Source organism: Ktedonobacter sp. SOSP1-52 (assembly GCF_016587395.1).
Map to the genome: position 1 here is coordinate 1,168,317 of NZ_BNJH01000004.1, position 24,670 is coordinate 1,192,986.

Genomic DNA, 24,670 nt, shown 5'->3' on the forward strand with positions numbered 1-24,670 from the left:
AGTAGGCGAAATTTCACAGACAAGCACGGATAATCAACTTTTCCGGGTACCTGTGGCGCTTAACATAGGATAAACAGCGTATGGTGGCGGGTTGGCGCAGCCAACCCGCCACCATACGCTGTTTATCCAACTTATTTCACATTGATCTGGACGGTCACGGGCGCGGACTGAGTGGACTGGCCATTCTGGTCGGTGGCGATGATTGTGAGCTGGGCGCTCGTATCCTGGGAGCTGATGACGCGGACATTCCAGCGTAACTGGGTTGTGCCACTATCTCCTACCAGGGTTGTGGCGCCGCCGCCGACAAAGGGCGCGGCTTGATAGCGTACCGAGAGGCGAACCGTGGCCCCTGGCTGGCTGGCGACCGTAATCTGGACGCTGCTGCCATTGTTGACGATGGCTGGAGCGTTGATGATCTGAACGCTCAACTGGCCGGTAGTGGGCTGGGTTGGATCTGGCGTGTCCGTCGGTTCCTGGGTTGGTTGCTGCGTTGGCGTCGGTGATGGCGATAGCTGCGGCGTGGGAGTCGCAGTCACCTGGGCGTGTGCAGTGGCGGTCGGACTTCCGTGGAGGCCTGGCCCCTGGGCCTGATTTGGGGATGGAGAATTCCCTGGACCCTGCGTCAGATAATTACCCAGGACGATAGCAAAGGCTGTGCTTGCGAGCAAGAAAAAGGCGATTGAAAGCAGAAGAAAGCGGTAGGCTGGATTCTTCTGCCAGTAGTAGCCTAACCTGGCCATTGGACCCTTGGGAACAGGGGGTATGGGTGTGTAGTGTACCAACGGGGCAGGTCCTGCGAGGTTCTGGGGGAGTGGCGCATAGTTGGCGTAGGAGGCAGCGGCTCCCTGAGGCGAGGTTTGCTGACCCTCAGCTATGGTCGCGAGCTCTGGCTCTGCGGGCTGAGCGGGAAGAATAAGCTTATCTTGTGATGGGGTTGGTGAAGGTGGCATTTGTGGAAAATCATTCATCTTGTAAGTCCCTCCTCTCTTCCAGGCACTACCATACTAATCCTATGCGTCTTGTGTGCGCGACTTCTCGCGCCTGCGGCGCTCGCCCGGCGTAAGGTATGGTTCGGTGACAGGCAGGCGGAGCCTGCCTGTCACCGAACCATACCTTACGCCAGAGATGTGTTATCCATACAAAATAAGTTACATATGATGTCATATTAGGAACGATTCAAGGGCGGTAAGGACTTCAGAGACGGACAAAACTCCTAGTTCCTGGGCAGCAATGATCTGTACCGAGCGTCCTAGCGGATGCCAGGCGCGTGGATCACTGGCGATAAAAAGGGCTGTGGTAGGTATACCAAGCAGGGCCGCCAGGTGCGTCACCCCTGAGTCGTTTCCCAGGTAGGCCCAGCAGTGCTGGAGCGCGTGCGCAACCTGGAGGAGCGGCGCGTTCTCCAGCAGCGTAAGCAGGCCAGGAGGTGGTGTGGGTAAGAGTTGGCGTAGCTCAGCGAGACGGTCACTATCGGCGGGTCCGGCGAGCAGCAACACAGGAATATCGTGTTGCCAGAGTGCCTGTATAACCTCGGCATATCCCTGTAGAGACCAGCACTTGCGCGCGCCTCCGCTGCCGGGATGGATGGCGAAGAAGTGTGGATTGGCCTCCACCTGAGGCGTTGTTGAAGGGGCAAGTGTGAGGTGAGGCTCGGCAGGGAGTGTGAGACCAAGCGTACTGGCAAGATAGGTGCTGGTATGCATACCTGTGTGCTCACCCGGCCGACCTGGAGTCACAACGACGCGTCCTGGGGTCGCGGCGCGTAGATTCTGTGTGATTAAACCATCAGGATCGCGCAGCCAGCAGACGACGAGCTGGCAATCCGCTAGTAGCGCCCTCAGCTCTGGATGCCGAATGCCCTGGGGCAAGAAGAGTTGGCCCCAGCAGGTATCCTCATAATCTAGGTAGCTCGTCACCAGGCCGGTCGCGAGCAGGAGAGGCGCGAAGGCGGCCTGTCCCACAAAGGTGACCCGCTCAATGGTCTTGTGCTCGCGTAGGGCCTGGATGACCGGAAGAGCCAGGAGCGTATCTCCCAGGGCGCCTGGACGAATGATACAGATATGCATACATTTCAGTTTAAATTATTTGTGCGCTAACGCCAGGAATTCAAAGACGACTGCCGCGGCCAGGATTGCCAGCGATGTGTAGATGTTCCAGCTATGCAGGGCGCTCAGAATCAGATTAAAGAGCACGACCAGCGTCAGCAGGATGGCCTGTCGAGCCGCGTGTCGCAGCGTTGCCTGGTAGATGTGCAGCGGAAAGAGGCGCGATCCGAGCGCGTATGCCACTGGTGTCAGTGTGCTTGCCAGGGCCAGGGCCAGAAGCGCGAAAAAGCAGGTAAAGGCCAGGAATGTATGTGGCGGCACAAAGCGCGCATAGAGCAGGAGTAGTCCCCAGGCCAGGGGCGCGATCAAGAGTAGTATCAGCAATATCGAGCGTCTGGTCACAGCCATGTCCCTACCTCATCATATTGAAGCCACGGTTGCCATTGAGGGGCGCCTCATCGCGTCGACGCTGCTCCTGGTTTTCCGGGCTAAAGTACTTCTGCCAGAGATCGGGTGCATCTTTACTCTCGCCACCGTGGGGGGTATGGCGTGTACGCACGCGACAGATGACGGGAGTGTTGACCGCCGCGCCCGCGACGATAACCTGGCCCTTAGAGAGCGCGGGCAGATTGTCCAGCAGGTCGCGCCCAACGCCCTCGATGGCGGCGCCAACGCTTTTCTGGTCGATCTCGTTGACAATACGCATGATGCACTGGGTCTGACACTGGCTCAACACATCAGCATCTAGCTTGCCCGGACGCTGGCTGATCAGGCCCACGCCGATACCAAACTTACGTCCTTCGGCCAGCACCTGCTTAAGAATCGAGGTTGAAACGACCTCCGCGCCACCTGGCGCGAAGTGATGGGCCTCTTCCAACAGAACGAAGACCGGGTAAGGGAGGTGGAACTCGCCTGAATGGACCTTGCCGCGCTCGGTATCCATACGCGCCTTATTCAGGCGGCGCAGCAGCGTCGCGACGATGACCTGCTGATCGCGCTCATCGATCTCGTTGAGCTGAAGGACGGTACACTGTCCCGGCTTGAAGATCTCACGCAGATCCAGGTGCTGAGTATCATCGAAGGTAAAACTATGCTCAAATTGCTGCTCAATACGCCAATTAAGTGCGTGGACCGTGCTTGAATCGTCGGCTCCCTCGCTATCATCATCGGTCTTCTGCTTGGAGACATTCTTGATGGCTTGCTTTAAATCGGCCACACCCCAGGGGGTATCGCCCTTGCGCTCGCGTACTTTGCGCATCGCGCGGCTCAGGAGATACTGCTGCTTTTCCGTCATCTCGGGGAGTAGAGCGCGCATATCACCCATGGTCAGCGTCGAGATACGGACCTTGACCTGCTCAGGCTTGTAGACGCGCACGCCGGGGCGATAGCCTTGATGGCGTCCATCGCCTGGCTCGCTAAAATGGGCGACGTTGGCGATCTCGTCGAGGGTGCTATATTCGCCGTGAGGATCGATAATCAGCACGCAGGCTTTATTGTGGGGCTGCATCAGCTCTTCGATGACCACACTGGCGAGATAGCTCTTGCCCGCGCCCGTGCTGGCAATGATCGCCAGGTGAGTGCTGACCACGTCTTTGACCGAGAGCACGATGGGAACCGTACCAGGCGCACGGGTCAATAGCGAGCCGATCGTCGCTGAGCCAAACTGTTTATCTTTCTTGCGGCTCAGGATATCGGCGAGCATCTCGTCGTCGGCCAGGTAGATCTGTTTCCCTGACTGTGGGGGAATCCAGGGATTGATAAACGAGCCGGTTAGGGAATCATAGTAACCCATGATGGCCACATGCAGCTCAAACAGCTCGTTGGTACGCGTATTGTAGCCTACCATGGCCGCCACCTGAGCGGGCGGAATTTCTGGCTCGCCTAGAAAGGTGTCGGGATAGAGCTGGAGCGGGACGCGTTTGATGATGCGGCCCAGGACGCGCTGTGTACGCAGGCGGGAACTGCCATCGGCTCCCAGCATTTCTGGCTCAAACAGCTCGTAATAGACGTATTCGCCGTTTTTGAGCACCTGCTCATCGTCACGCGAGACAAAGGTATATTCGTGATTGCTCTCACCAGGCCCCTTGGTGATACCGACAGGTTTACGGATGGGCGAGAGCGCGGTCGCGCTTGAAAAGGCATCGAGCATGGTAGAAAGGAACCTCCGTTATCCTGTGGTTTCAACCTTGAGTCGCCAGGCAAAGTTACGCTTAACGATAGAGAGCAGCGCCAGGTTTTGCGGGAAGAGGCGCTCTAACTGGTCAATGATGCGCAGTGTGACCATAGGTAGGAGGCTATTGCGCTGCGAAATAATATGCGGAAGGTAGCCCATGTGGAGATAAGCCTGGGACCCGTTGGGATTGCCGGGATCGTTGGGATCACTGAAGAAGTGGAAGGCGCGCACCTCCTCATCGTTCATGGTCTCGATCTCGCTTCCCAGTTCCAGCGAGAGCAGGGGGACACCGTGCATCGTGGAGAGCACATGATTCTCGCCCAGCTCATCGCGCTGCTGCTCCATCATACCCAGAATCATAATATAGATAAGTACCGCTTTTTCAGAGATATAGTCAGGTGAGAAGAGCTCAACCTGAGTCTCGTTGGAAAGGCGGGGGCCGAGCGAGCCAAAGGCGGGATTGAGGAGAATCGTGTCGTAGATCACGCCGACCGCGTATGTGGTCGGCTCCAGGTTGCGCCCCAACGCTACGTCAAGCGGGTCCGGTTCATCGCCCTGTCCGGAGCGGACGGCGACACGCACAAAGCGGCCAAAGGCGTAGTCAGCTGGTCCGGGCTCGACTTCGACTTCGCGCGGGCCATATACCTGGCAGACATAGTTAATATGGGAGTCAGATTTCACGATCTTCCCGATAATCATCTTAGAACCTCGAAATACTTCCCGGTTGCAATAGAAACGCTTGTGAATGTCTCTCTGTGATTCAGGATGAAGCTTTTAGAACAAATGGTTTGGCGGCATTATAACACAAACTCTCCTCATGCGATACAGGCATTTAGAACTTGTGCTATATGCCGCCTGAAAGGGCTTTCTAAGCCAGGATAAGGGAATGGGAATAGTTGTATCAGACCGCGTGATTCTCCCTGGGTAGATCATCTCACGATACTGGTTGAACTGCTTGTTTCTGCCGACTTTTATTGGCCAGCTTAATACCGGGATACTCAATAAAGCGATAGTACAGATACGAGAATGGGATGCATAGGAATATTATCCAGCCCCAGTAGGAAAAGTAGATGAGAGAGAGACGGTGGGCAAGCGAAGGGTAAACGAAAATTTCGAAGATGGCCAGGATAGGGAGGTGCCAGATGTAGGCACTGTACGATATCATACCCATCCAGCGTAAGGGATACCACTCGAATAGTCGCTTTAAGAGAGCTGGGCCAAAGAGGATAGCCGTCAGGCACAAACCAAAACCAAACGCGTATCCAAACTCGTTCAGCCAATTATGCGCTCCAATGTACTGATTTAGTGAAAGTTGTGGTGTGAGAACTACCCATGTCGAAACGAAAAGCGGAGGGAGGAGACCCAGGATAAACAGGGGGATACTGCAACGGTTAAGAATGGTGCTAAGTTTGCTATCACTGGCAGCCTTGCGCGTAAAGATATAGGTAGCGCAGACGAGCATACCAATGGCAAAATCTTCGAAATATTTCCCGGTGGCTCCATACGTTACGAGCAGAATTTTATTGAGCACCGGACGAGCTACAAGAAATGTCTGATCTGGATGTAACGTGTAGTAGCGTCCAGAGTAGCGTGTACCCAGGCCCCAGAGAACCATTGCTAGAAGACAGCCGATAACCAGGGCGAAGCGTTGACGCGGGGACTTGCCGAGCCTGACCGGCAAGCTAAAAATCAGCGCAATAATAGGTAGCAGCATATAGTATTGCCACTCGACCGCAAGCGTCCAGAAGGGGCCATTGATTTGTTGAAACGTTGCTGGAGCATCCATCAAGAAGGTAAAAAATAAAGTAAGCGTTTTTAAATGATCCAGCTGCAGATATTGCGGATAGCGAATCAAAAGCAGCGCAATAAGCGCGATATAGTAGCCTGGTACAATACGAAGGATGCGCCGCCAATAAAAAGACCGTGCTGAAGGCCACTGATCCTCGAAGAGCAGGCTCTTGACGTAAGGCATGAAGAGCAAAAATCCAGAGAGCACGAAGAAGAGCGTTACTCCAGACCAGCCAGACATAAGGATGTCGTAAATAAACTGGCCAGTAGTCGTCGAACGTAGCTGTAGATTAAACGTTTTGAAGGTCCCATAATTTACATGATAGGCAATAACGCTGATGCAGGCAATAGCGCGCACACCGTCAAGAGCATTAATATTGCTTTTCTTGGTGCTGCTCTGCGAGGCGTCTTTTATAGGTTTTGTGCCATCGTGGGTTGCATGAAGCTGTAAGGAAACCAATACTTTACTCCTGATTATAGAGTTATAGGTATACATAGTGATACAACGAGGCAGCCTACTGGCAGTCGCGCGATCAGGATTATGCGTACGAAAAGTACCAGAGAAATACAGGATATATTCAAAAAAGGCGTTTGCGTTGATGAGGAGAAACATCATATAATGTGACAACTGTTCAGGTAAGTTTCTCCATTTGACTGGGCGAAATCATAAGCTGGAGAGGACACGTTATGGCAAGCGAGCAAACCTCTGTAAGTGCCAATCACAATAAATTACCTGTACGAGAGGCGGAGATAGAGCAGTACATCGATCGATTTTTAGATGCAGTCTGTGATACCAGGCGGCGTGCCATTGTGGAGCTGTTGGCCATTTCTTCTATAGAGGAGGAAACACCTATTCTGGAAATGCGCTCAGGAGATATCGCCAGGGCCATAGGCTTATCGGCCGCGACCACCTCGGAGCACCTGCGCCAGCTAGCACAAAGGGGCCTGCTGACCTCGCGCCGCCAGGGAAACACAGTCTACTATAGTTTATGTAACCATAAACTTGTGCAGGCCTTTCGTGATTTGTTAGAAGCCCTCGATACCGATTATCGGAACGCAGGTCCACAATCCTGATAGACAACCTTTTGTTCTGCCGCTACTTAAGTACGGCATGCTCATAGGCAGTTATTCCAGGAGTTGTTCAATCGCCTGAAGAAATTCATCCAGATCGATGGGTTTATTCATACCCAGAATTTGGCGATTGGCAAGCTCCTTTTGTGGCAGACGCGCACTCATCATAATGGCGGGAACGGTAACGAGTGCTGGCATCGCATGCAGGCGATCATAGAGTTCAATGCCATTCATACGTGGTAAGTGATAGTCCAGGATGAAGAGGCTGGGCTTGATACCTTCTACTGTTTTGAGTGCCTCAAAGCCATTCTGCACAAAGACGGCAAAGTATGATGTCTCCTGAGAAATGGCCTGGACGAGGACCTCGCCGATGTTTACATCGTCCTCAACAATAAGAATGGCTTGAAGGCTACTATGGTCTCCTGATAAGTAGTGCTCTAAATCCTTTTGCTGAGCCATAGGTTGCTCCAACTAATCTTTCTTGTCGTATACGTTTTTGACTCTGCAATTTCGGTCACAGACGAAATATGAATTCGTCCTTGACTATACCACGTTTTATCCTTCAAGAACAGAGATAGGTATGTGATATCGAGGTTCGACAGGCACTCGCTTTTGCGCCTGCGGCGCTCACGGGTAAGGAATGTCTGGTGGTGGGCTGGGCTGGCGGAGCCAGCCCAGCCCACCACCAGACATTCCTTACCAAGGCGAGCTTGTGAGCCGAGTAGGAGGACCATGAATGAATTTTGATATACGTCCATTGACGCGCGAGGATGTGCAAGAATTGCGAACCTGGCGCTATGAAGAGCCGTACACGATTTACAGCCTGAGCGATGGGTCACTAGAAGAACTCCAGGCAGAGATGTTAGATCTACGTAGCCCATACTTCGGGGTATGCAATGACGTGGGAGAACTGGTTGGCTTTTTCAATATTGGCACCTCGGCCCTGGTCTGGGATGCAGGCGAGCCAGGGATCTTTTTCGATGCCACACGCCAGGCGAGTGCCCTTGGCCTGGGATTGCGACCCGACCTGACGGGGAGAGGACTGGGGCAGTCCTTTGTCGAAGCGGCGCTGGCGTTTATACGCGAGCAATATGCGCCACGGCAGGTATGGCTGTATGTGCTGGCCTGGAACGAGCGTGCTCTGCGTGTCTATGAGCGTGTTGGCTTTCAACGCGTGCGCACCTTCACGCAGGAGAACCGCTATGGCAGGCGCGATTTTGTGGAGATGCACCGGGATGAGCAACCTTTGTGAGTGAGACGATGGGAGGATGGTGAACGTGCTCGAAGAGCAGGGGAAGAAACAGGGATGATTGATGGATATGGCCGCTATAGCGTTATGCCCGACTCAGTATACTGGAAGTGATCAGATACTTATGTCTGTGCTTACTCGTCCTAAAAATATTTCCCTGTGTGAAGGAGAGTCTTATGGCATTTGAGCTTCCACCACTTCCCTACGACTATAAAGCGCTTGAACCCTATATTGATACGCAGACTATGCAACTGCACCACGACAAACATCACGCGACCTACGTCACTAATTTGAACAACGCCTTGCAAGGCCACGAGTTCGCCAATCTCCCCGTTGACGAGGTGCTGCGCCGCATTAACGAGGTGCCCGAAAGTGCTCGTACAGCTGTGCGTAACAATGGCGGTGGCCATAGCAACCATACGATGTTCTGGCAAATCATGGGACCCAACGCTGGTGGTCAGCCGACAGGTGAGATCGCGAACGCGATCAACGCCAAGTTTGGTTCCTTTGATAACTTTAAGAACGCCTTTAATGATGCGGGCGCCAAGCGTTTTGGCTCTGGCTGGGCGTGGCTGGTGATCGACCGTAATGGGAACCTGGAGGTCATCTCGACCGCTAACCAGGATAGCCCGCTTATGGAGGGCCTCTTCCCGGTGATGGGCAACGACGTCTGGGAGCACGCCTATTATCTGAAGTACCAGAATCGCCGCCCCGAGTACCTCAATGCCTGGTGGAATGTGGTGAACTGGAACGAGGTCAATAAGCGCTATGCGCAGGCCCGTGGGGCAAAATAAGTTTACCCAGGGTCACACAAAAAAGAAGCTCATGCAAACATGAGCTTCTTTTTTGTGTGACCCTGGGTAAAGATGTTATTATAGATACCATTACAAAAGTAGAACAAAGCATTTTTTCAGGGGGCAAATGATGGAGCAGGCGTACGATCTGGCTTTTTTGCATGAGTGGGGAGGACAACAAGAACGTGAGGTGAGGGCCGAGGAGCAGGGGCTGCTCCGGCATGTAAACGAGCTTGTGCGCGAGGCCGATGTCGTCGTGGTGCGCCTGGGGGGGAAGGCGGGTCGCCTGGGCGAGAGCGTTGTGGCGACCGCGCTACTAGAGGGGATCTTCCATGCGTTGCAGTACCTGGGGAAGGCTAGCACCGCGGTTGAGGTCATCATAGATGAAGGTGTATCGACCCTCTTTAAGGAACAGCTCTACCAGCAGGCATACTGGCCCTCGATTACCTTCTCTGAGGTCATGTCCGGCGAGGATCTATTTACGCGCAGGTTGGAGCGTGCCAGGGGCGTGGCGGTCCTGGGCATTGATCTGCATGGCGGTCACGATGGCATGCCTGAGTTAATGGTGCAGGAGGTTGAAGAACATGGGGCTACGCGCAGAATTGCCACGCTTGCCAGGCTTTTTCGCGTGGGTGTACGTAGCTATGCGGGGCATGGGGTTGAGCGGCGCTACGCCGATTTTATCGAGGACCTCTTGCAGCTACCGCGTGGAACGTTGCCGGGAGAGCAGGTGCAGCCTCGTATCCGCCTGGGTGCTGCCGATGATGAGCGCTATATTCGCCTGGCGCGCAAGCTTCACCTTCAAGATGAGGCGCTACGTGTCGTGTGTTTCTTTCAGTCTGTGGTGATTGCCAAGTGTTACTGTCGTTGGGATGAGGCTCTGGAGCGCTTCTCTCGGGAAGTGGCCCGGCGCTCTCCTGGGCAGAAGATAGAGTTTCTCATTCTCTGTGGCCCCGATGAACTTCATCCCGAAGGGCTGCGTGTGGAGGATATGCAGGAAGACTTTGGTACATTTCGTGGTACAAACAACAACGCGAATGTGCTGGTCTATGCCACGGAGATGCTGCGCGACCTGGCGCTGCTTACCCGGCATGCGCACATGGTCTTCTCTAACGACACGGGGCCGGGACATATCGCGGGCGCGCTCCAGATTCCTACAATCACGCCTTATCTGCCGGGTACAATCTATTCCATGGCTATCTGGGCCTCCAGTCCCTGGCACCGGGGTGTGACCCTGGAGCCTAATCCCTTTAGTTATCAACAGGTAGAAGCGGCTATCCTCTGGGATAGAACAACGATTATTGATAGCATTCCGCCCGAGAAGCTGGTTCAGGCGGCGCTACAATAGTTGCGTATGGATACGAGGCTCTGGTAAGTGAGAAAAGGCAAGATATCCACATTTTAGTTCAGCTTGTCCACAAAAAATGTGGATAACTGCTGCATAAAATGCAAGACTTGTAGCCGTTTAGTCATGTAACGCGAAGATATATATTATAAAGGTGTAGCTGAAGGAGTGGCTAGCAGGCATTGTTAGCAGATGTATCTGTGAGATCTCGCACCCCGAGAGCGTAATAGGTGCATCAGCCAAATTATGAGGAAGGGTCGCAGCCCATGAAATCTGTTCCAGAACCCTCTCACGGCGCCAGTCAAACGCGGAGGACACGCGAACGAGAACTTGAGCGCCCGGAAGAGGAGAACGAAGACATTGAAGAGCTGAGCTTGGGCGAGCGGTTTGTGCCGTTCGTCTTTGCCGCGATGGAGGCTTGCTGGATATATGCTATAGTTCTGGTGGTTGCGGTGTTAGGTATAGGCGGACATATACCGTTGTTGCCGCTCTGGGGGCTGTATGTGCCTCTGGCGGTGGGTGTCTGGTTTGCCCAGGCGCAGAGCGTTCAGGCTGGCGAGGAGAAATCTGAAGCCTCATTGTTTGAGAATACGCCTGTGCGCGTGGGCAGCATGGTAGTTCTGGCTCTGCTGGTGATCTGGGGAAGTGGATACGCGGGGACTTTCCCCCTCTACGCTGTGAATTGGGTTCTGATGGCCCTCAATGATATTCTGTTACTCAAGCCAGGAGGGTTCCATACAATTTTTGTGCTGGCCATAAGCGCGTTTCTCATCTGGCGCGGCGTGGTGATCACCAGCCGACGTGTTGAGCCGGGTGATGTGATGAAATCATTGCAGATCGGCCTGGGCGTGATTGTGCTGGCGCTCTTACTTTCTAGCTCTTCAGGTGGCACGGCGGGTGTTCCTCTCCTGTTCCTGATGATTGTGCTCTTCCTCTCATTTGCGCTCATCGCGCATTCACTGGCGCAGGCCTCGTTCTTACGCCTGAGCCATACGCGTGGGCTGCAAGGAAGTATTGCGGGTCAGGAGCGCTCAATTTTTAGCGTGGTGGGCCTGATCTGCCTGGTGATGATGTTTCTTGGCCTGATCCTGGTTGGATTTGTCAGCACGGCATTTCTGGCTGAGGTCCAGGGTCCCCTGAGCGCGATCTTTGATGTGATCGCAAACATCTTAGCAACCATCGCTGTTGTTCTGGTCTCGCCGTTGTTCTGGTTATTGAACGCGCTGCATCTCCAGACCGGGGCGCCGACATTGAACCAGCACAAAACTCCCCAGCAGCCTCCAGCAGCGCGTCATGCACAACCCTCTCCCAGTATTTCGCCCTATGTCTTTACTCTGGATGCATTCCTCATCCTGGCGATTGTCGTTCTGCTAGTGGTACTGGTGTGGTTTATCTGGCGCAGGATCAGTCAGCGCCGAGGAATGGTCACAAGAAGGCGTAAGGCTTTGCGTGATGAGCGCGAGAGTATCTGGTCCTGGGAGCTCTTTGTGCGCCAGGCGCTCTTATTCTTGCGCCAGCTCTGGCGGCGCTTCTTTCCACGCAAGGAGGAGCCTGCGACCGGGGTGGTTCAGGCCAGGGAAGAGATCCAGGGCGAACCCGCTGTGCGTACCATTCGCGAGATTTATCGCGCGCTTCTGCAATGGGCGGACCAGCGTGGTGTGCGGCGTCATCAGGAGGAGACCCCGGTTGAGTTTGGGCGGCGGCTCTCGACCCGGCTGGCAGACGGCGAGCAGGAGCTACAGGTAGTGACCGATGCCTACCTGCTCACGCGCTACGGCGGCTATGTCCCCGATGAGCAGATGCTTGGCCAGGTGCAGCAAGAGTGGCAGGTCTTCCGCCAGAAAGCCAACACCGTGTCAGAGGGGTAAAAATAAAAGCAGTGTAGCGTGGCGCGGAACCTGGCCAGGTTCCGCGCCACGCTACACTGCTTTTGGTCACTATGTTCTTAAGTTATGTCAGAGGGCCGGTGGGGAGGGTGATATTGCCATGCTGGACGTGGTAGATGTGGGCCTTTTGCGCGATCTCGGGCGGGAAGCTCTCAAGGTCGGTCGCGGTAAGCAGCACCTGCTGGTGGCTCAGCACCTCCTGGAGGAGATACTGGCGGCGTACCGCATCCAGCTCGCTAAAGACATCATCGAGCAGCAGCACAGGCTCATCGCCTGTATTGCTGCGCATAAAGGCTAGCTCCGCCAGCTTGGTGGAGAGGGCCGCAGTACGCTGTTGCCCACGCGAGCCATAAGAGAGCATATTGACGCCATTAACCAGGAACTCGAGGTCATCGCGGTGGGGTCCGAGGAGGCAGACGCCTTGCATCGTCTCCTTGCGGCGTATGGCTTGTAGTTGTTGCTGGTAGTGTTTTTGGGCCTCGGGCAGAGATAACGACTCATCAACGCTGAAAGAGGGGCGATAGATAATCTCCAGCCGTTCGCGTCCTCCACTGATGGCTTGTTGTAAGGGATTGGCCAGCTGGTTAATGCTGGCGAGCATGTGGTGGCGTTCATGCATAATCTGGTTGGCGAGCTGAGTAAGCTGGTCATCCAGGTAGTCAATGAGGCGTGGATCCTCTTGATGATCGCGAATGCGTTTGAGCAGGGCCGAGCGCTGGGTGACCACCTTGCGGTAGCGGACAAGCGCCTGGCAGTAGTGGGGGCTGACCTGGCAGAGGGCGCGATCAAAGAAGCGGCGGCGCTCCTCGGGCGAGCCATCAACCAGGTGTAGATCAACAGGTGCGAAGAGCACCACCTTCATCTGCCCAATAATATCTATCGTGCGCCGGGGAACGCCATTGAGCTTATAGCGTTTGCGCGGCGTATTGGCGGGGAGATCAAGGCCGCGTGAGATTTGCTGAGATGTGTCATCCTGGGAAAAGGTTGGAGGAGTAGGATCAAAGACGCTGATCTCAATCTGAGCGTCATCCTCATGACGAGAGACGCGTCCTTGCAGATGTGCGACATGATCAGGAGCCTGCCAATTGACTACCTCACGATCACTGGAGGCGTGAAAGGATGTCGCGGTAGCGAGCATACTAACCGCTTCGAGTAGATTCGTCTTCCCCTGGGCGTTCTCTCCACAGAAGAAGAAAAGCCCTGGCCCTAGAGTTAAGTCTAGATGCTTATAGTTGCGAAAGTATTCAAGCGTGAGGTGAGTGAGATACATGCACCTGTCCATGAAGTTATGCTTAGCCGATGAACAGCAAGTTTGCCTGCATAGCTGAGGGGCATGGAAGATCATCCAGGCCCCTCACACATTCGTATCGCGCTCATTGGGAGAGCTGCTACGAGCAGGTTTAGTGATTGGTGCTCATTGGCATGATGATATAGGTGTAGTCGGCGGGACCAACCGGTTTGACGACGCCCGGGCGAGCCGCTGACGTAATTTCGAGCGCGACCTCGGGGGTACCAACGACGCCCAGGACATCCGAGAGATATTTAACGTTGAAAATGATCTCTTGTTCGGGTCCATCGACGGCGGCGTTGATGGTGCTGACGTTGCTACCAATATCTTCGGCGGTCGCTTCAATAGTGAGCGTGCCCGTCTCATTACCGTCCTCTGAGCCGCTATTCACTTTAATGCGTGCGATATTCGAGCTATCGCGTGCAAAGGGGGTGACAGTCTTGACGGCGGCGGAGAACTCCTTGGTCTCGACGACGGCGCGGGTCGTATGTTCTTTCGGAATGATGCCCCGGAAGTTGGGGAAGGTACCCTCGATCAAGCGCGAGACCAGGTCGACATTATCGGTGTGGAAGAGCACCTGGCTGCGGTTGGGGGTTACGATCATCTGCACGCTTCCCTCATTGGGCAGGATGCGTGCCAGCTCGGTCAGAGTGCGCGCGGGAATCAGAATGGTATCCGCGAGCAGGTCGCCACCGGGCATGGGGGCGGACATAACCGCGAGGCGGAAGGCATCGGCGGCGGCAAAGGTCAGCTTCTCATTGGTCGTCTCCACATGGACGCCAGTGAGCACGGGACGGGCATCGTCGTCGGCGGCGGCAAAGGCCACGTACTCGATCATTTCTTTGAGCTGGCGAGCATCAAGCGCGATAGGGGTCTCGCTTCCCTCGGCGCTTGGGATGAGCGGAAACTCAGAGGGGTCCATACCCTTGATGGTCGCATTACTGCCCTGACCCTTGATACTCATCGTATGGGACTCATCCGCGACTGAGAGCTCGACCTGGCTTGGGCGCAGGCTGCTGACGAGATCGGAGATGGTCTTGGCGGGAACGGTCGTGGAACCTTCTTCCTGCACCTCGGCATCGATCCAGCAATTGATACCGATCTCCAGGTTGGTGGCCGAGAGCTTCAGGCGACCATGATCGGTAGTAAGTAAAATATTAGCAAGGATGGGGAGTGTGCTACGGCTTGAGACGGCGTGGCTGACCGTAGAGAGGCCACGACTCAAGTCTTGCTGCTTACATGTAATCTTCACAGACAAATTTCCTCCAGACACAACCAGAACGCATAGAATTTCCAGCTTAGTATAGCCTATTCCACCGGTGAGGACAAGGCGTCATAGCTTGTAGTTCCCCTCCTCCAGGCTGCTGTAATGTGCGTATATGCTCTTTCCCCTATTCTTATTCAAGGGGGAAGAAACGGTTATTAGGCTTCTTAGAAGGAGAGGTGGTCCTCTTTCTGGCGGAGGAGGAGAAGCACGAACTGGTAGAGCGCGAAAAGTTCCAGGCCAAAGGGGAGGTAGCCGATATAACCGAGCAGGGGCATTTCGAAAATCTTCCAGAACTCGATATAGGGAACGGTGTAGTACCACTTGGGGAATGAGAAGTAGTTCCACATCTCCCAGAAGAAGCCACAGATCAGCGTGCCCAGAGGCAGGACAATGAAATGCCAGTCACCCACCGCCAGGTGAGCCAGCGTTGACTTGCGCCCAAACCAGTTATTAACCGGATCGAGCAGTAATGCCAGGCAGAGCCAGATGAGACCGAAATAGTATTGCGGCCAGAGGATGGGCAGCACGAGGCAGAGCAGTCCCAGGGCTACAACGCCTAGCAGCAGTGGCAGCGGCAAGCGCGGACCCGTTTGCTCAGCGAGCAGGTGTGGATGAAACGGCTTGAAGCTGCTTAGAAGCTCGGTTGTTTCCATTACAGCAGGGAGGACAGTGCTAAAATTTAAGCTAGCGATCAAGAAATATGCCAGCGGGGTATAGGGCTGATCCAGGCGATAATGCCAGTTTTGCACGAAATTGTTAAACCACTCGAAAATCCACCAGAAGAGGCTGGAGACCAGGAAGAGGAGGGGAAAGCGTCCCCCCATCCTATGGAGCAGCGAGCTTCCTTTGCGTGCACGGTTCAGCGCGTCAAGCGTCAAAATATAGCCCAGCCAGAGCGGAAAGAAGCTATAGCGATAGAGTGGCTCCACGCGAAGCCAGGAGCAAGCCCAGGCCATGAAACAGAGAGCCAAGGCGATCTTACCATAAAATGGGAAGCGTCTCATATGCAGGCCTTTTTCTATCTATGCGATCCCCTGTTGCGTATAGAGTGTCTGAATTTGTTTTACGACTTCTTTCATATTACCATGAATATAGACACCTGGAATATCCTGAGCAATATTGGGATATTCGAGGAAGGCCTGTCCGCCGAAGATAAAGCGTGGTCGAGGCGAGGGCAGCTTCTGAATCTGTTGTGCCAGGGAGAGCAGATCTGGGAGGTGCGAGGGGATGGTCAGGGAGACGCAGACCAGCGCCGGGCATAACTGTTGTATGGAACCGATTAACCCCTCACTCTCGATGCTCTGGCCCAGGTATGCCACGCGCACATTTTGCAGGCGCAAGACCAGTGCCAGCATCAGCGCGGCAAGCTCATGGGCTTCTCCCGGAGCGCAGCTAATCATAACGAGGGGCACGTGCATTGGACGAGGTGCCATATAGAACAAATTGGTAAGCAGGCCACGGAAGAAATTGCTGGCGAAGTGTTCAACTGTGACCGTAATCTTATGATTCTCCCAGAGTTCACCAATTTTCCAAAGTGTAGGTGTAATTAAATCGGCGCACACCTGTTCGACAGGATAGGTAATTAAGAGAGGCGTGAGTACCATATGAGCTTCTGTGTCGTCCAGGTTACGGAAAGCGGTCAGCAGACGCTCCTGGGCAAGGAGCAGAATTTCTTCTGGTAGCTGAGGTAGGGTCTCACGAGGAAAAGGAAGTGGCTCTGGGGCGCTTACTTCCTGTTCAGGAAATTCATCCTGTTGCGCACGTAGTTGCTGCTCCAGTCCACGAGGGAGGGTAAATGCCTGGAGACCGGCGACTGTGAAGACATGAGGGCTGTGGAGGGGTGACGCAGCATCGACCTGTTTGGGCGGATGTTGCTTGCGAACCTTGTCCAGGCGTTCAAAAAAGTTAATAGCCTCGCTAATACTCATGCCATTGTCGATGCGCTCTTTTAGCCAGCGCAACAACACCACATCGCGTTCTGAATAGAGGCGATAGTCGTTTTCGGCACGTTTGGGAGTCAGGAAGTGATAGCGTCGCTCCCAGATGCGCAACGTATTAGCGCGGATGCCAGTGATCTGCTCAACCACTTTGGTGTGATAGACTGGCTCGCCTGAATATTTTTCCAGGTCTGGACAAGCGTTAAAGCCCTCATACATAGTCACTTCGTGTCTCCTCCACATACTTCTTCTCCGAAAACCTGAGCGCGCTTGTCCCCGAATGGGGGAAGCGCTAGTCACGCGAGTGACGTTGGGTTTCGGAATAAGATCATAATCAAAGATAGATGTATAGCAAAGAACGGATAATTTCTCCCCACATTCCTCCTCTATTAGGGACATACTGAGAGACCTATTTCAGGTAGTGTTTAGATTTTTTTGCTGGTATGTGAAGCTATTTGGCATAGTATAACACGGTCTTTTCCTAGCAAAAAGGGCTTTGCTTTGTTTTTAAAACTCACCTCAGGTGCCTGATTCCCCTTACCCCTGAACGCCGCAGGCGCGAAAAAAGAACTTTTTGAGAGCATAGTGCTTGACACGTGGGTAGCGGCACTGCTATCATATGCTTGCATAGCTGCGCCCACACTATGGGACCGTATACTCAAATTGTCTACGGGTCAGGTTACAAGACCGTGGATTTTTTCGTGTGTTTGCCTGTAGTCGTTGAGACCAGGAATGGTCATTGCCCGCGCATGTCGGTACCTTCTTATACGGAAATCAACGCCGCTCTCGCGGCTAGTGCTTCGCGCTCAGGTTTTCCGATAGGTAGTATGTCGTCGAGTAAGCCTGCGTATCTGGCATTGTTTCCTCGCCGTGTGCCGCTGGGGTGCAGCAAGATAGACGGATGAGTTGTTAGAAGCGGAACTGTGAGGATGGCTTCCATCCACGCCTCCCACGTATCCCTCTCATCACGCGCGGGTTTTGTAGTCGCGTCATTCTTAGCTGAGGCTGTTTGGGCGCGACGAAAGTTTTGCAAGGAGAAAATTGAAGAGATGTTTGCCGTAATCAAAAGTGGTGGACGACAGTACAAAGTCACTGTCGGCGATAAGCTCGAAGTGAACCGCCTCCCCCATGAGGATGGGAAGCAGATTGAGATCGGCGAGGTATTGCTGGTCTCCGATGCCGACACTGCTCTCGTGGGTGCGCCTTTTGTTGAGGGCGCGAAGGTTCTGGCCACCGTCGTTGGTCAGAAGCGTGGTGAGAAGCTAATCGTCTTCAAGTACAAGTCCAAGAAACGCTATCGCCATCGCCGTGGTCATCGCCAGGAATTGACTGTTCTGAGCATTGATGACATTATCTCGAAGGGCAAGAGCCTGGTCTCTGGCGAAGAGCCAAAGGCAGAAACAAAGGCCGCACCTGCTAAGGCTAAGGCGAAAAAAGAGACCGCTCCCGCTGAAGAGGTCAAGAGTGAGACTCAGACCGCTGTTGCGGAGCAGCCCGTTGAGGAGAAAAAGCCTCGTCGCCGTTCAAGCAAGAAGGCTCAAGAAAGCAGCACAGAGGAGTAAAATCTCATGGCACATAAGAAAGGTATGGGTAGCTCGCGCAACGGTCGCGATAGCAAACCTAAGATGCTTGGTGTCAAGCGCTTTGATGGTCAGCTGGTGAGCGCTGGTAGCATTATCGTGCGCCAGCGTGGTACCAAGATTCGCCCCGGCGACAATGTCGGTCTGGGTCGTGATCATACCATCTTCGCTCTGATCGATGGTTATGTCAAATTTGGCCACTACTCACGCGATCGTCGCAATGTCAGCATTGTGACCGAGTTCCCCGATCGCCCCTCCATTGCGGAACTGCTTGGAGAGGTTGAGGAGCCAGTCGCTGCTGAAGCCTAGGCAAAAATAAACACACAAAAAGAGAGAGGCGGATCATATGATTCGCCTCTCTCTTTTTTTAGTCTAGCGTCTACTGACCAGGAGTAGGTGTGGCCCCTGCGTTATCGGCAGGAGGTGTGAGCTGGGGGGTGCCATTCCCAGCGTCAGGAGTAGGCGTGGCCCCCGCGTTATCGGCAGGAGGTGTAGGTTGAGCGTTACCGTTGGCAGGTGTGGGGGTAGCACCTGCTGTGTTGGTGGGTGCCGCAGGCTGAGTAGGCGTTGCACCATTCTGCCCACCATTGTTGTTAAGGTTGATAGTGGCGCTGATAGTGACGCCGTTGCCATCAGTCTGGGCCTGGATGGGGCTATTCATATTGAGTAGACCCTGGCAGTTGAGTCCACCATCGGCCCCCCAGGTGGTGTTGAAGCGCTGGGCCATAAAGGTAAAGAGATTGTTAGCCACGTCTGGCATTGGTGATGCTTTCTGCTGAAGCAGGTTCATTAGGTTTTGCAGGCGTGGTGGCTGGACATTGAGCAGATTGGTGCAATACTGTTTGGTGCTCGCGCCCCGATTGACATTGAGCACAAACGGCTGATCCACGCCCAGGCGGTAGAGATTGAGTTTGGCTGTGCTGTTTTGCCTATTATTGAGCACCATGGGGTCGCCTGCTGGAATGACCGCCGCGGGTTGAGCCTGTTGCTTGGCTGCCTGTAGCTCGTTGAGAGGTAGGGCGGGTACCATCTGGCCGGGAGCCGCCAGGTCAGGAGCCGTCCAGGGAGTACAGCCCAGTGCGCCGTCCAGGGCAACAGCAACCAGGCGGTTATCGCTGGCGTTAACGAGGGCCTGTGCGCCCTGCAACTGGCCTGCATTGGCCGGATTCATTTGCGCGGTCTGGCCATTGGCGTTGGTCAGGTACATGCTGGTCACGTTATCGCTCTGATCCTGGTCGACAACCGCAAAGTCGCGAACTGTAGGGCAGGGTTTTCCATCGCTGCCCTGCCCGATGGGTGGAACCACAAGTTTGCCCTGTCTGATCGCCTGGTTGGCCGCGCTGAAGAAGGTGGGTGCGTTGCAGTAGGCGAACTGGCCAAAGGGATTATTGAACAGGCCATTGACGCAACGTCCCTGGCGTAGCGCACTACCCTGGCCCCGGAGCGTCAGGGTCGAGCCATTAAAGCCAAACCAGAGGCCCACAATAGCGTTCTGGGGTAGTGTTGGTACGACTGGCGCGACGGCGGGTTGTGTACCCGCATCGATGACCAGAGGATTGTAAATTGAGATCTGGCCTGTCGCCGGGTCAAAAATGGCCCCTTGCACGAAGGCGGCTTGATCCGCGTTGGCCTCGTTACAGGGACCCGCGTTGGGATCGGTGGCTTGCAACTGGTAGGGAGTAGCCAGGCCCTGCGCGCTGAGGGGATTGGCGGGTACAGTAAGGGTACAGTTGGCATTGGCAGCCGCGGCGTGGGTGCCTATGCGCTTCTGGCCAAAGAGCAGGAAGGCTCCAGTCAGGAGTGTGAGCAGCAAGAGCGCGATGCTCACAAAGATCACTGGCCTGAGTCCTGACTTTTTTTGTCTCTGAAGCGGCTCCAGAGGGCCACTTGAACCGGAACCTGGTTGCTTTATGTCGGGTTTTGGCAGTGTTTGCATATTAGCTCCTCGCTTACTTTTCATCCTTCCCTTGTCCGGGTTGTGGACAGTTGATGAGGACGCGACGGGTTTTGTTATCCATAGCGAAGTTACAGGTGACACCGTTGATGGTGGTGGTTCCCTGGCAGCCAGAGATAAGGACACCGTTGACGGAGCAATCCATTGGCATGGTCAGTTTGATGCCCTGGATCGTGGCGTTGATGGTAACGCCGTTGGCATCTTGTTTGAGTGTGATTGGCGTGTCGGTATTGAGCAGACCCTTGCAATTGAGGCCGCCATCGGCCCCCCAGGTAGTATTAAAGCGCTGGGCCAGGAAGGTAAAGAGGTTATTGGCCGCGCCTGTATCAGGAGATGCCTGGTGAGTCGTAACGCGAGCATCGGTCAGCATGCGCTGAGGGGCCGCCGCGAGTAGACTTGTACAGTAGAGGCGTGTACTTGCTTCGTCGGCTCGCTTGACCATTGGCTGGTCGACACCAACGCGATACAGGTTGAGTTTCTGCATATTGGGCTTATCGTTGTGTAGTACCATGGGATCCCCATTGGGAATAATGGCTGCTGGCGCCGCCTGGTCTGCCGCGGCCATCAACTCGTTGAGCGGTAGTGCCGTTGTCATCTGACCAGGATCTGCCAGGTCAGGCGCCGTCCACGGTTTGCAGCCCAGGGCATTGTCCAGGGCAATGGAGACGAGTCGGTTATCGCTGGCATTGGCGATGAGTTGCGCCCCCTGGAGTTTAAGGGCATTAGCCTGATTCATCTGCGCGACTGCGCCATCATTTGTTGTTAGATAGGTTGATGTGACATTGTCGCTCTGGTCCTGGTCGACGACCGAGAAATCGCGTACCGTCGGGCAGGGCAGACCGTCATGAGCCCGCCCCAGCGCTGGAACTTTGAGCTTCCCTTGCTGAATGGCTTGATTTGCTGCCTGGAAGAAGGCTGGGGCGTTACAATAGGCAAATTGACCAAAGGCATCATCGGGTAGGCCATTGACACACTTGCCTTGCTGGAGGGCATCCCCGTTCCCTTTTAGCGTTAAGGTACCGGCGTTAAAGCCGAACCAGAGGCCAACGATCGCGTTTGCGGGGAGTTGCGGCACGACCGGAGCAAGCGCTGGCTTATTACCTTTATCCACAACCAGGGGATTATAGATCGAGATCTGACCCGTCGCAGGATCAAAGGCCGCGCCCTGCACAAAGGCCGACTGTCCTGCATTGGCTTCGTGGCAGGGACCCTGCTTAGGATCAGTAGCGACAAGTTGATATGGTGTGGCAAGTCCTTTGGCACTTAGAGGATTTTGTGGCACGACAAGCGTGCAATTAGGATTGTCCTCGGCGGCATGGGAGCCGAGGCGCGGTTGTAACACGAGATAGGTTCCTGCCCCGAGTGTCAGCACGAGACAGAGGACAAGTGTAATAAGTAGCCATGGCGCGATACGCTTAGGCGGTGTTGGGCGAGGTAGTGGCCCGCTAGCTGCGGGTTTGTCCTCTCTCTGCTTTGTCTTATGAGACCGGTTAAGTGTTTGCATACGTTTAGTGTGGCCCTTTCTCTCTCTGGTAGCAGCTCTATCACAATACATGCAGCAGTGTGGCTGCGTTTCGCACTATGCCAGGCAAAGGCTCGCGCGACTTGTGCCTACAAACGGTCAAATGTATAAGCGTTTGTACGGCTTTTAAGGTGGCATGGGTATGGTCCTTTTGCGTGGATGGCACCCTCCTTGGCTTTTTTGAATGATACGTCTCTATATATCAATTTATGCATCAGTGTTCGCGTGCTCTGGAACAGTTTGAAATAGTGCGATGTGTTCTGGCATGTTGTAGAACTCTACTGTTCTGTTAGGGATATTACCATGCTTCTTTTGGTTTTCGTTATGGGTACAAGATAATTTAGTTGTAAAGTACTAAAAGCTGGTTAAGATAAATTTCATATTTTGCCACTTTTAATGAATGTTTTGAAATGTTGTAGTTCTTCTCTGCTGATCCCTGCGAGTAGACTATACTGAGAGAGTGAGATCTAGACGTTTGTAGGTATCGTTTTTTTGTGCGGGCCGAGACGTTTGAATGCGCATCATAAAGCCTGAAAGGATAGCTGGATGAGGGCATTGATAAGCGTGGCAAATCGTGAGGGACTTCCCAGGTTGGCTCAAGAGCTAGAGAGGCTGCATATCTCTCTCTTCTCCACCAGGGATACATTAAAGGCTCTGCAAGCGGCTGGCGTCACGGCGACGCCAGTAGAGGAGCTAACCGGGTTCCCTGACATTCTTGAGGGGCGTGTCAAGTTGCTTCACCCCGCTTTGTTAGGGGGTGTGCTGGCCCGGCGGGACCGTCCCCGGCACGAAGAAGATTTGCGTGTTCACCACATCGAACCGATAGATGTCGTGGTGGTAAACTTTCCTCCATTTGTAACTCAGGAGGAGACCCCGCTGGCGGATGCCATGGAGCAGCTAGATATAGGTGGAGAGACACTACTGCGCGCTGCCGCCAGTAATTTTGAGGATGTCCTGGTATTGATACGTCCTGAGGATTATGTCCCTGTGCTTCAGGAATGGCGTGAACAGGGAGAGGTGAGCCTGGAGACGAGACGCAGGCTGGCTGCGATTGCTTTTTACTATCTGGCAAGCTACGACAGCGCGCTTGCAAGCTACTTGCACACCAGCTCAGATGAACTCTTTCCCAGCATCGTCACTCTGTCTGCGCAGCGGGTGCGCAATCTACGCTATGGGGAGAACCCACATCAACAGGCGGCTCTCTATCGCTGGCCCTCGTTCCACAAGCCAGGCCATATCCGGGGAGAAGCTACGCTTGCCGGGGCGGGAATTCTCCAGGGAGGCGAGCTATCATATAACAATATGCTGGACCTGGATACTGCTTTGGAGGCGGCACGAGCCTTTACCGTGCCAGCCGTCGCGATCATCAAACATACCAATCCCTGTGGCCTGGCCTGTGGAGATACTCTGCTTGATGCCTACCAGCAAGCACACGCTAGCGATCCTATTTCGGCCAGCGGAGGGATTGTAGGTTGTAATCGCGAGGTCGATGGGGATACCGCGCATGAACTGAGTCAGCTCTTTTTTGAAGCCGTGATCGCGCCGGCTTTTAGCCGTGAGGCACGGTCTATCCTGCGCGTGAAGCCGGAGATGCGCCTACTCGCTACGTACGCCCCCCTGGAGCCGCGCAAGCGCGCGACTCATAGCCTGAAACTCGATCACCGGCCAGCGCTCCCCTTAGATGTACGCTCAATTAGTGGGGGACTTCTCTTGCAGACGCCGGATTTGTTTGGCGAACAAGAGGTAGAATACACCGTTGTGACCGAGCGCGATCCCAACCTGGAGGAGGTCACCGATTTGATGTTTGCCTGGAAGGCGGTACGCCTGGTGAAATCAAACGCCATTGTGCTGGCCCATAAGCTGGCCTTAATTGGTGTTGGCGCGGGCCAGATGAATCGCCTGGCAAGTGTACAGTTAGCGCTGGAAAAGGCTGGAAGTCGTGCTCGGGGTTCGGTACTTGCCGCCGATGCCTACTTCCCCTTCGCCGATGCGGTGGAGGCTGCGGCCCGCGCGGGTATTACCGCCATCATTCAGCCAGGAGGAGCAGCGCGCGACGACGATGTCATCCAGGCAGCCAACAGCTATGCCATCGCCATGGTCTTTACAGGAAAGAGACACTATCGGCACTAGCTATGCCAATCCTTCGGGGTAAGGGTGATGTGGCTGAAAAACTGGCTTAGCCAGTTTTTCAGCCACATCACCCTTACCTCTTTGAGCACTGCAGGCGTGTAAGAGGGGGACTCTTTGGTGGAAACTCAAAAATGTTGATTTATTTTGGCACAACGACTACAATACGAGTACAGTTATCTAGCAATACCTCCTCGAAAGGAGCCGATACGGTGAATAGTCCTATTGAACTGCGCAAGGTCATCTGGGGCGCGGTTTTATCCCTTTTGTGGGTTTTTACCTTTCTCTTCATCAATGGCAACCTGGTCATTGACTGGACTGGGACCGGTAATAACCTCACACCTTTGAAGCCGCTGGTCATTTTTGTTGGCCTGCTCGTTATCTTCTTCTTTAATCTCTTCTACCGCTCAAGTGCTGAGACAACCAAGCTGAACTGGACAGTGACGCTGACCATGGTCTGGATGTCGATGATCCTCTTCTTCCCATTCCGCACCGACAAGGGGGGTGGCGCGATGGGCTTCTTTGCCCTGATTGGAGGATTGGCTGTAGTGGTACTCTGGGTCCGCTTCTTCTCAGACGAGATTTTTACTTCGCGTTCATAAGATATTGTGAAGTATTTGGGGAGAGATAGAGTGGTGCCTCCC

22 protein-coding genes are annotated in these 24,670 nt (G+C 54.3%); 9 read left to right on the forward strand and 13 right to left on the reverse strand.

What is annotated here, in order from left to right; genetic code table 11:
* Positions 1 to 131: 131 nt before the first annotated feature.
* The 6 genes from JMJ16_RS40220 to JMJ16_RS40245 all read right to left on the reverse strand — a co-directional run bounded on the left by JMJ16_RS40220 (position 132) and on the right by JMJ16_RS40245 (position 6,466).
* Positions 132 to 968 (reverse strand): hypothetical protein, encoded by an 837-nt coding sequence (locus JMJ16_RS40220; protein ID WP_201390645.1) that lies wholly within the window; start codon positions 966 to 968, stop codon positions 132 to 134.
* Positions 969 to 1,160: 192 nt separating this feature from the next.
* A complete protein-coding gene (locus tag JMJ16_RS40225; RefSeq protein ID WP_201390647.1) occupies positions 1,161 to 2,066 on the reverse strand; it encodes a glycosyltransferase family 9 protein in 906 nt (301 codons plus the stop codon).
* A 15-nt stretch (positions 2,067 to 2,081) separates the two neighbouring features.
* Positions 2,082 to 2,453 carry a hypothetical protein gene (locus JMJ16_RS40230; protein WP_201390649.1) on the reverse strand — a complete coding sequence of 124 codons (372 nt, stop codon included), beginning with the start codon at positions 2,451 to 2,453 and terminating at the stop codon, positions 2,082 to 2,084.
* Positions 2,454 to 2,457: 4 nt separating this feature from the next.
* A complete protein-coding gene (locus tag JMJ16_RS40235) occupies positions 2,458 to 4,194 on the reverse strand; it encodes an ATP-binding protein (protein WP_201390651.1) in 1,737 nt (578 codons plus the stop codon).
* An 18-nt stretch (positions 4,195 to 4,212) separates the two neighbouring features.
* On the reverse strand, positions 4,213 to 4,917 hold the full coding sequence (locus tag JMJ16_RS40240; RefSeq protein WP_201390653.1) for a hypothetical protein: 705 nt from the start codon (positions 4,915 to 4,917) through the stop codon (positions 4,213 to 4,215).
* Between the two features lie 235 nt (positions 4,918 to 5,152).
* Positions 5,153 to 6,466: an acyltransferase gene (locus JMJ16_RS40245; protein ID WP_201390655.1), complete on the reverse strand. Its 1,314-nt coding sequence runs from the start codon at positions 6,464 to 6,466 to the stop codon at positions 5,153 to 5,155.
* A 227-nt stretch (positions 6,467 to 6,693) separates the two neighbouring features.
* Here JMJ16_RS40245 and JMJ16_RS40250 point away from each other — a divergent pair, with 227 nt between their 5' ends.
* Complete coding sequence (locus tag JMJ16_RS40250) at positions 6,694 to 7,080, forward strand: helix-turn-helix transcriptional regulator (protein ID WP_201390657.1); 387 nt, start codon at positions 6,694 to 6,696, stop codon at positions 7,078 to 7,080.
* Positions 7,081 to 7,131: 51 nt separating this feature from the next.
* Here JMJ16_RS40250 and JMJ16_RS40255 read toward each other — a convergent pair whose 3' ends face one another.
* A complete protein-coding gene (locus JMJ16_RS40255) occupies positions 7,132 to 7,536 on the reverse strand; it encodes a response regulator (RefSeq protein ID WP_201382312.1) in 405 nt (134 codons plus the stop codon).
* A 277-nt stretch (positions 7,537 to 7,813) separates the two neighbouring features.
* Here JMJ16_RS40255 and JMJ16_RS40260 point away from each other — a divergent pair, with 277 nt between their 5' ends.
* The 4 genes from JMJ16_RS40260 to JMJ16_RS40275 all read left to right on the forward strand — a co-directional run bounded on the left by JMJ16_RS40260 (position 7,814) and on the right by JMJ16_RS40275 (position 12,333).
* Positions 7,814 to 8,329, forward strand: a complete 516-nt coding sequence (locus JMJ16_RS40260; protein ID WP_201390659.1) for a GNAT family N-acetyltransferase — start codon at positions 7,814 to 7,816, stop codon at positions 8,327 to 8,329.
* Between the two features lie 173 nt (positions 8,330 to 8,502).
* Entirely contained in the window at positions 8,503 to 9,120 is a 618-nt protein-coding gene (locus JMJ16_RS40265; RefSeq protein WP_201369883.1) for a superoxide dismutase, read from the forward strand.
* Positions 9,121 to 9,247: 127 nt separating this feature from the next.
* Complete coding sequence (locus JMJ16_RS40270; protein ID WP_201390661.1) at positions 9,248 to 10,468, forward strand: glycosyltransferase family 9 protein; 1,221 nt, start codon at positions 9,248 to 9,250, stop codon at positions 10,466 to 10,468.
* A gap of 263 nt (positions 10,469 to 10,731) precedes the next feature.
* Positions 10,732 to 12,333 carry a DUF4129 domain-containing protein gene (locus JMJ16_RS40275; protein WP_201390663.1) on the forward strand — a complete coding sequence of 534 codons (1,602 nt, stop codon included), beginning with the start codon at positions 10,732 to 10,734 and terminating at the stop codon, positions 12,331 to 12,333.
* 82 nt (positions 12,334 to 12,415) lie between these two features.
* Here the strand turns inward: JMJ16_RS40275 and recF are convergent, their stop codons facing one another.
* The 4 genes from recF to JMJ16_RS40295 form a co-directional block, all read right to left on the reverse strand.
* Positions 12,416 to 13,621, reverse strand: a complete 1,206-nt coding sequence (recF, locus tag JMJ16_RS40280) for a DNA replication/repair protein RecF (RefSeq protein WP_201390665.1) — start codon at positions 13,619 to 13,621, stop codon at positions 12,416 to 12,418.
* A 130-nt stretch (positions 13,622 to 13,751) separates the two neighbouring features.
* Positions 13,752 to 14,891 carry a DNA polymerase III subunit beta gene (gene dnaN, locus JMJ16_RS40285; RefSeq protein WP_201369878.1) on the reverse strand — a complete coding sequence of 380 codons (1,140 nt, stop codon included), beginning with the start codon at positions 14,889 to 14,891 and terminating at the stop codon, positions 13,752 to 13,754.
* Positions 14,892 to 15,070: 179 nt separating this feature from the next.
* The gene (locus JMJ16_RS40290; RefSeq protein WP_201390667.1) at positions 15,071 to 15,910 is read right to left on the reverse strand and encodes a hypothetical protein; all 840 of its coding nucleotides are present in this window, start codon (positions 15,908 to 15,910) and stop codon (positions 15,071 to 15,073) included.
* Between the two features lie 18 nt (positions 15,911 to 15,928).
* Positions 15,929 to 17,062 carry a MerR family transcriptional regulator gene (locus JMJ16_RS40295; RefSeq protein WP_236601914.1) on the reverse strand — a complete coding sequence of 378 codons (1,134 nt, stop codon included), beginning with the start codon at positions 17,060 to 17,062 and terminating at the stop codon, positions 15,929 to 15,931.
* A gap of 830 nt (positions 17,063 to 17,892) precedes the next feature.
* On the opposite strand from JMJ16_RS40295, the gene rplU reads away from it, so the two are divergent.
* Positions 17,893 to 18,405 carry a 50S ribosomal protein L21 gene (rplU, locus tag JMJ16_RS40300; RefSeq protein WP_201382320.1) on the forward strand — a complete coding sequence of 171 codons (513 nt, stop codon included), beginning with the start codon at positions 17,893 to 17,895 and terminating at the stop codon, positions 18,403 to 18,405.
* A gap of 6 nt (positions 18,406 to 18,411) precedes the next feature.
* Positions 18,412 to 18,732 (forward strand): 50S ribosomal protein L27, encoded by a 321-nt coding sequence (rpmA, locus tag JMJ16_RS40305; RefSeq protein WP_201382321.1) that lies wholly within the window; start codon positions 18,412 to 18,414, stop codon positions 18,730 to 18,732.
* 70 nt (positions 18,733 to 18,802) lie between these two features.
* On the opposite strand, the gene JMJ16_RS40310 is transcribed toward rpmA, so the two are convergent.
* Positions 18,803 to 20,359: a hypothetical protein gene (locus tag JMJ16_RS40310; protein ID WP_201390672.1), complete on the reverse strand. Its 1,557-nt coding sequence runs from the start codon at positions 20,357 to 20,359 to the stop codon at positions 18,803 to 18,805.
* Positions 20,360 to 20,372: 13 nt separating this feature from the next.
* The gene (locus tag JMJ16_RS40315) at positions 20,373 to 21,881 is read right to left on the reverse strand and encodes a hypothetical protein (protein WP_201390674.1); all 1,509 of its coding nucleotides are present in this window, start codon (positions 21,879 to 21,881) and stop codon (positions 20,373 to 20,375) included.
* Positions 21,882 to 22,445: 564 nt separating this feature from the next.
* On the opposite strand from JMJ16_RS40315, the gene purH reads away from it, so the two are divergent.
* Both purH and JMJ16_RS40325 read left to right on the forward strand, forming a co-directional pair.
* Positions 22,446 to 24,029 carry a bifunctional phosphoribosylaminoimidazolecarboxamide formyltransferase/IMP cyclohydrolase gene (purH, locus tag JMJ16_RS40320; protein WP_201390676.1) on the forward strand — a complete coding sequence of 528 codons (1,584 nt, stop codon included), beginning with the start codon at positions 22,446 to 22,448 and terminating at the stop codon, positions 24,027 to 24,029.
* 209 nt (positions 24,030 to 24,238) lie between these two features.
* Positions 24,239 to 24,628, forward strand: coding sequence for a hypothetical protein (locus tag JMJ16_RS40325; RefSeq protein WP_201390678.1), 390 nt, complete (start codon positions 24,239 to 24,241; stop codon positions 24,626 to 24,628).
* The last annotated feature ends 42 nt before the right edge of the window (positions 24,629 to 24,670 follow it).

Bases quoted from the DNA above. Each gene is read 5' to 3' on its own strand.
- purH (WP_201390676.1), top strand. From the start codon at position 22,446: ATGAGGGCATTGATAAGCGTGGCAAATCGTGAGGGACTTCCCAGGTTG.
- JMJ16_RS40240 (WP_201390653.1), bottom strand. From the start codon at position 4,917: ATGATTATCGGGAAGATCGTGAAATCTGACTCCCATATTAACTATGTC.
- JMJ16_RS40315 (WP_201390674.1), bottom strand. From the start codon at position 21,881: ATGCAAACACTTAACCGGTCTCATAAGACAAAGCAGAGAGAGGACAAA.
- rplU (WP_201382320.1), top strand. From the start codon at position 17,893: ATGTTTGCCGTAATCAAAAGTGGTGGACGACAGTACAAAGTCACTGTC.
- JMJ16_RS40265 (WP_201369883.1), top strand. From the start codon at position 8,503: ATGGCATTTGAGCTTCCACCACTTCCCTACGACTATAAAGCGCTTGAA.
- JMJ16_RS40230 (WP_201390649.1), bottom strand. From the start codon at position 2,453: ATGGCTGTGACCAGACGCTCGATATTGCTGATACTACTCTTGATCGCG.
- rpmA (WP_201382321.1), top strand. From the start codon at position 18,412: ATGGCACATAAGAAAGGTATGGGTAGCTCGCGCAACGGTCGCGATAGC.
- recF (WP_201390665.1), bottom strand. From the start codon at position 13,621: ATGTATCTCACTCACCTCACGCTTGAATACTTTCGCAACTATAAGCAT.
- JMJ16_RS40220 (WP_201390645.1), bottom strand. From the start codon at position 968: ATGAATGATTTTCCACAAATGCCACCTTCACCAACCCCATCACAAGAT.
- JMJ16_RS40260 (WP_201390659.1), top strand. From the start codon at position 7,814: ATGAATTTTGATATACGTCCATTGACGCGCGAGGATGTGCAAGAATTG.
- JMJ16_RS40225 (WP_201390647.1), bottom strand. From the start codon at position 2,066: ATGCATATCTGTATCATTCGTCCAGGCGCCCTGGGAGATACGCTCCTG.
- JMJ16_RS40310 (WP_201390672.1), bottom strand. From the start codon at position 20,359: ATGCAAACACTGCCAAAACCCGACATAAAGCAACCAGGTTCCGGTTCA.
- JMJ16_RS40270 (WP_201390661.1), top strand. From the start codon at position 9,248: ATGATGGAGCAGGCGTACGATCTGGCTTTTTTGCATGAGTGGGGAGGA.
- JMJ16_RS40295 (WP_236601914.1), bottom strand. From the start codon at position 17,062: ATGTATGAGGGCTTTAACGCTTGTCCAGACCTGGAAAAATATTCAGGC.
- JMJ16_RS40290 (WP_201390667.1), bottom strand. From the start codon at position 15,910: ATGAGACGCTTCCCATTTTATGGTAAGATCGCCTTGGCTCTCTGTTTC.
- JMJ16_RS40275 (WP_201390663.1), top strand. From the start codon at position 10,732: ATGAAATCTGTTCCAGAACCCTCTCACGGCGCCAGTCAAACGCGGAGG.
- JMJ16_RS40255 (WP_201382312.1), bottom strand. From the start codon at position 7,536: ATGGCTCAGCAAAAGGATTTAGAGCACTACTTATCAGGAGACCATAGT.
- JMJ16_RS40250 (WP_201390657.1), top strand. From the start codon at position 6,694: ATGGCAAGCGAGCAAACCTCTGTAAGTGCCAATCACAATAAATTACCT.
- JMJ16_RS40235 (WP_201390651.1), bottom strand. From the start codon at position 4,194: ATGCTCGATGCCTTTTCAAGCGCGACCGCGCTCTCGCCCATCCGTAAA.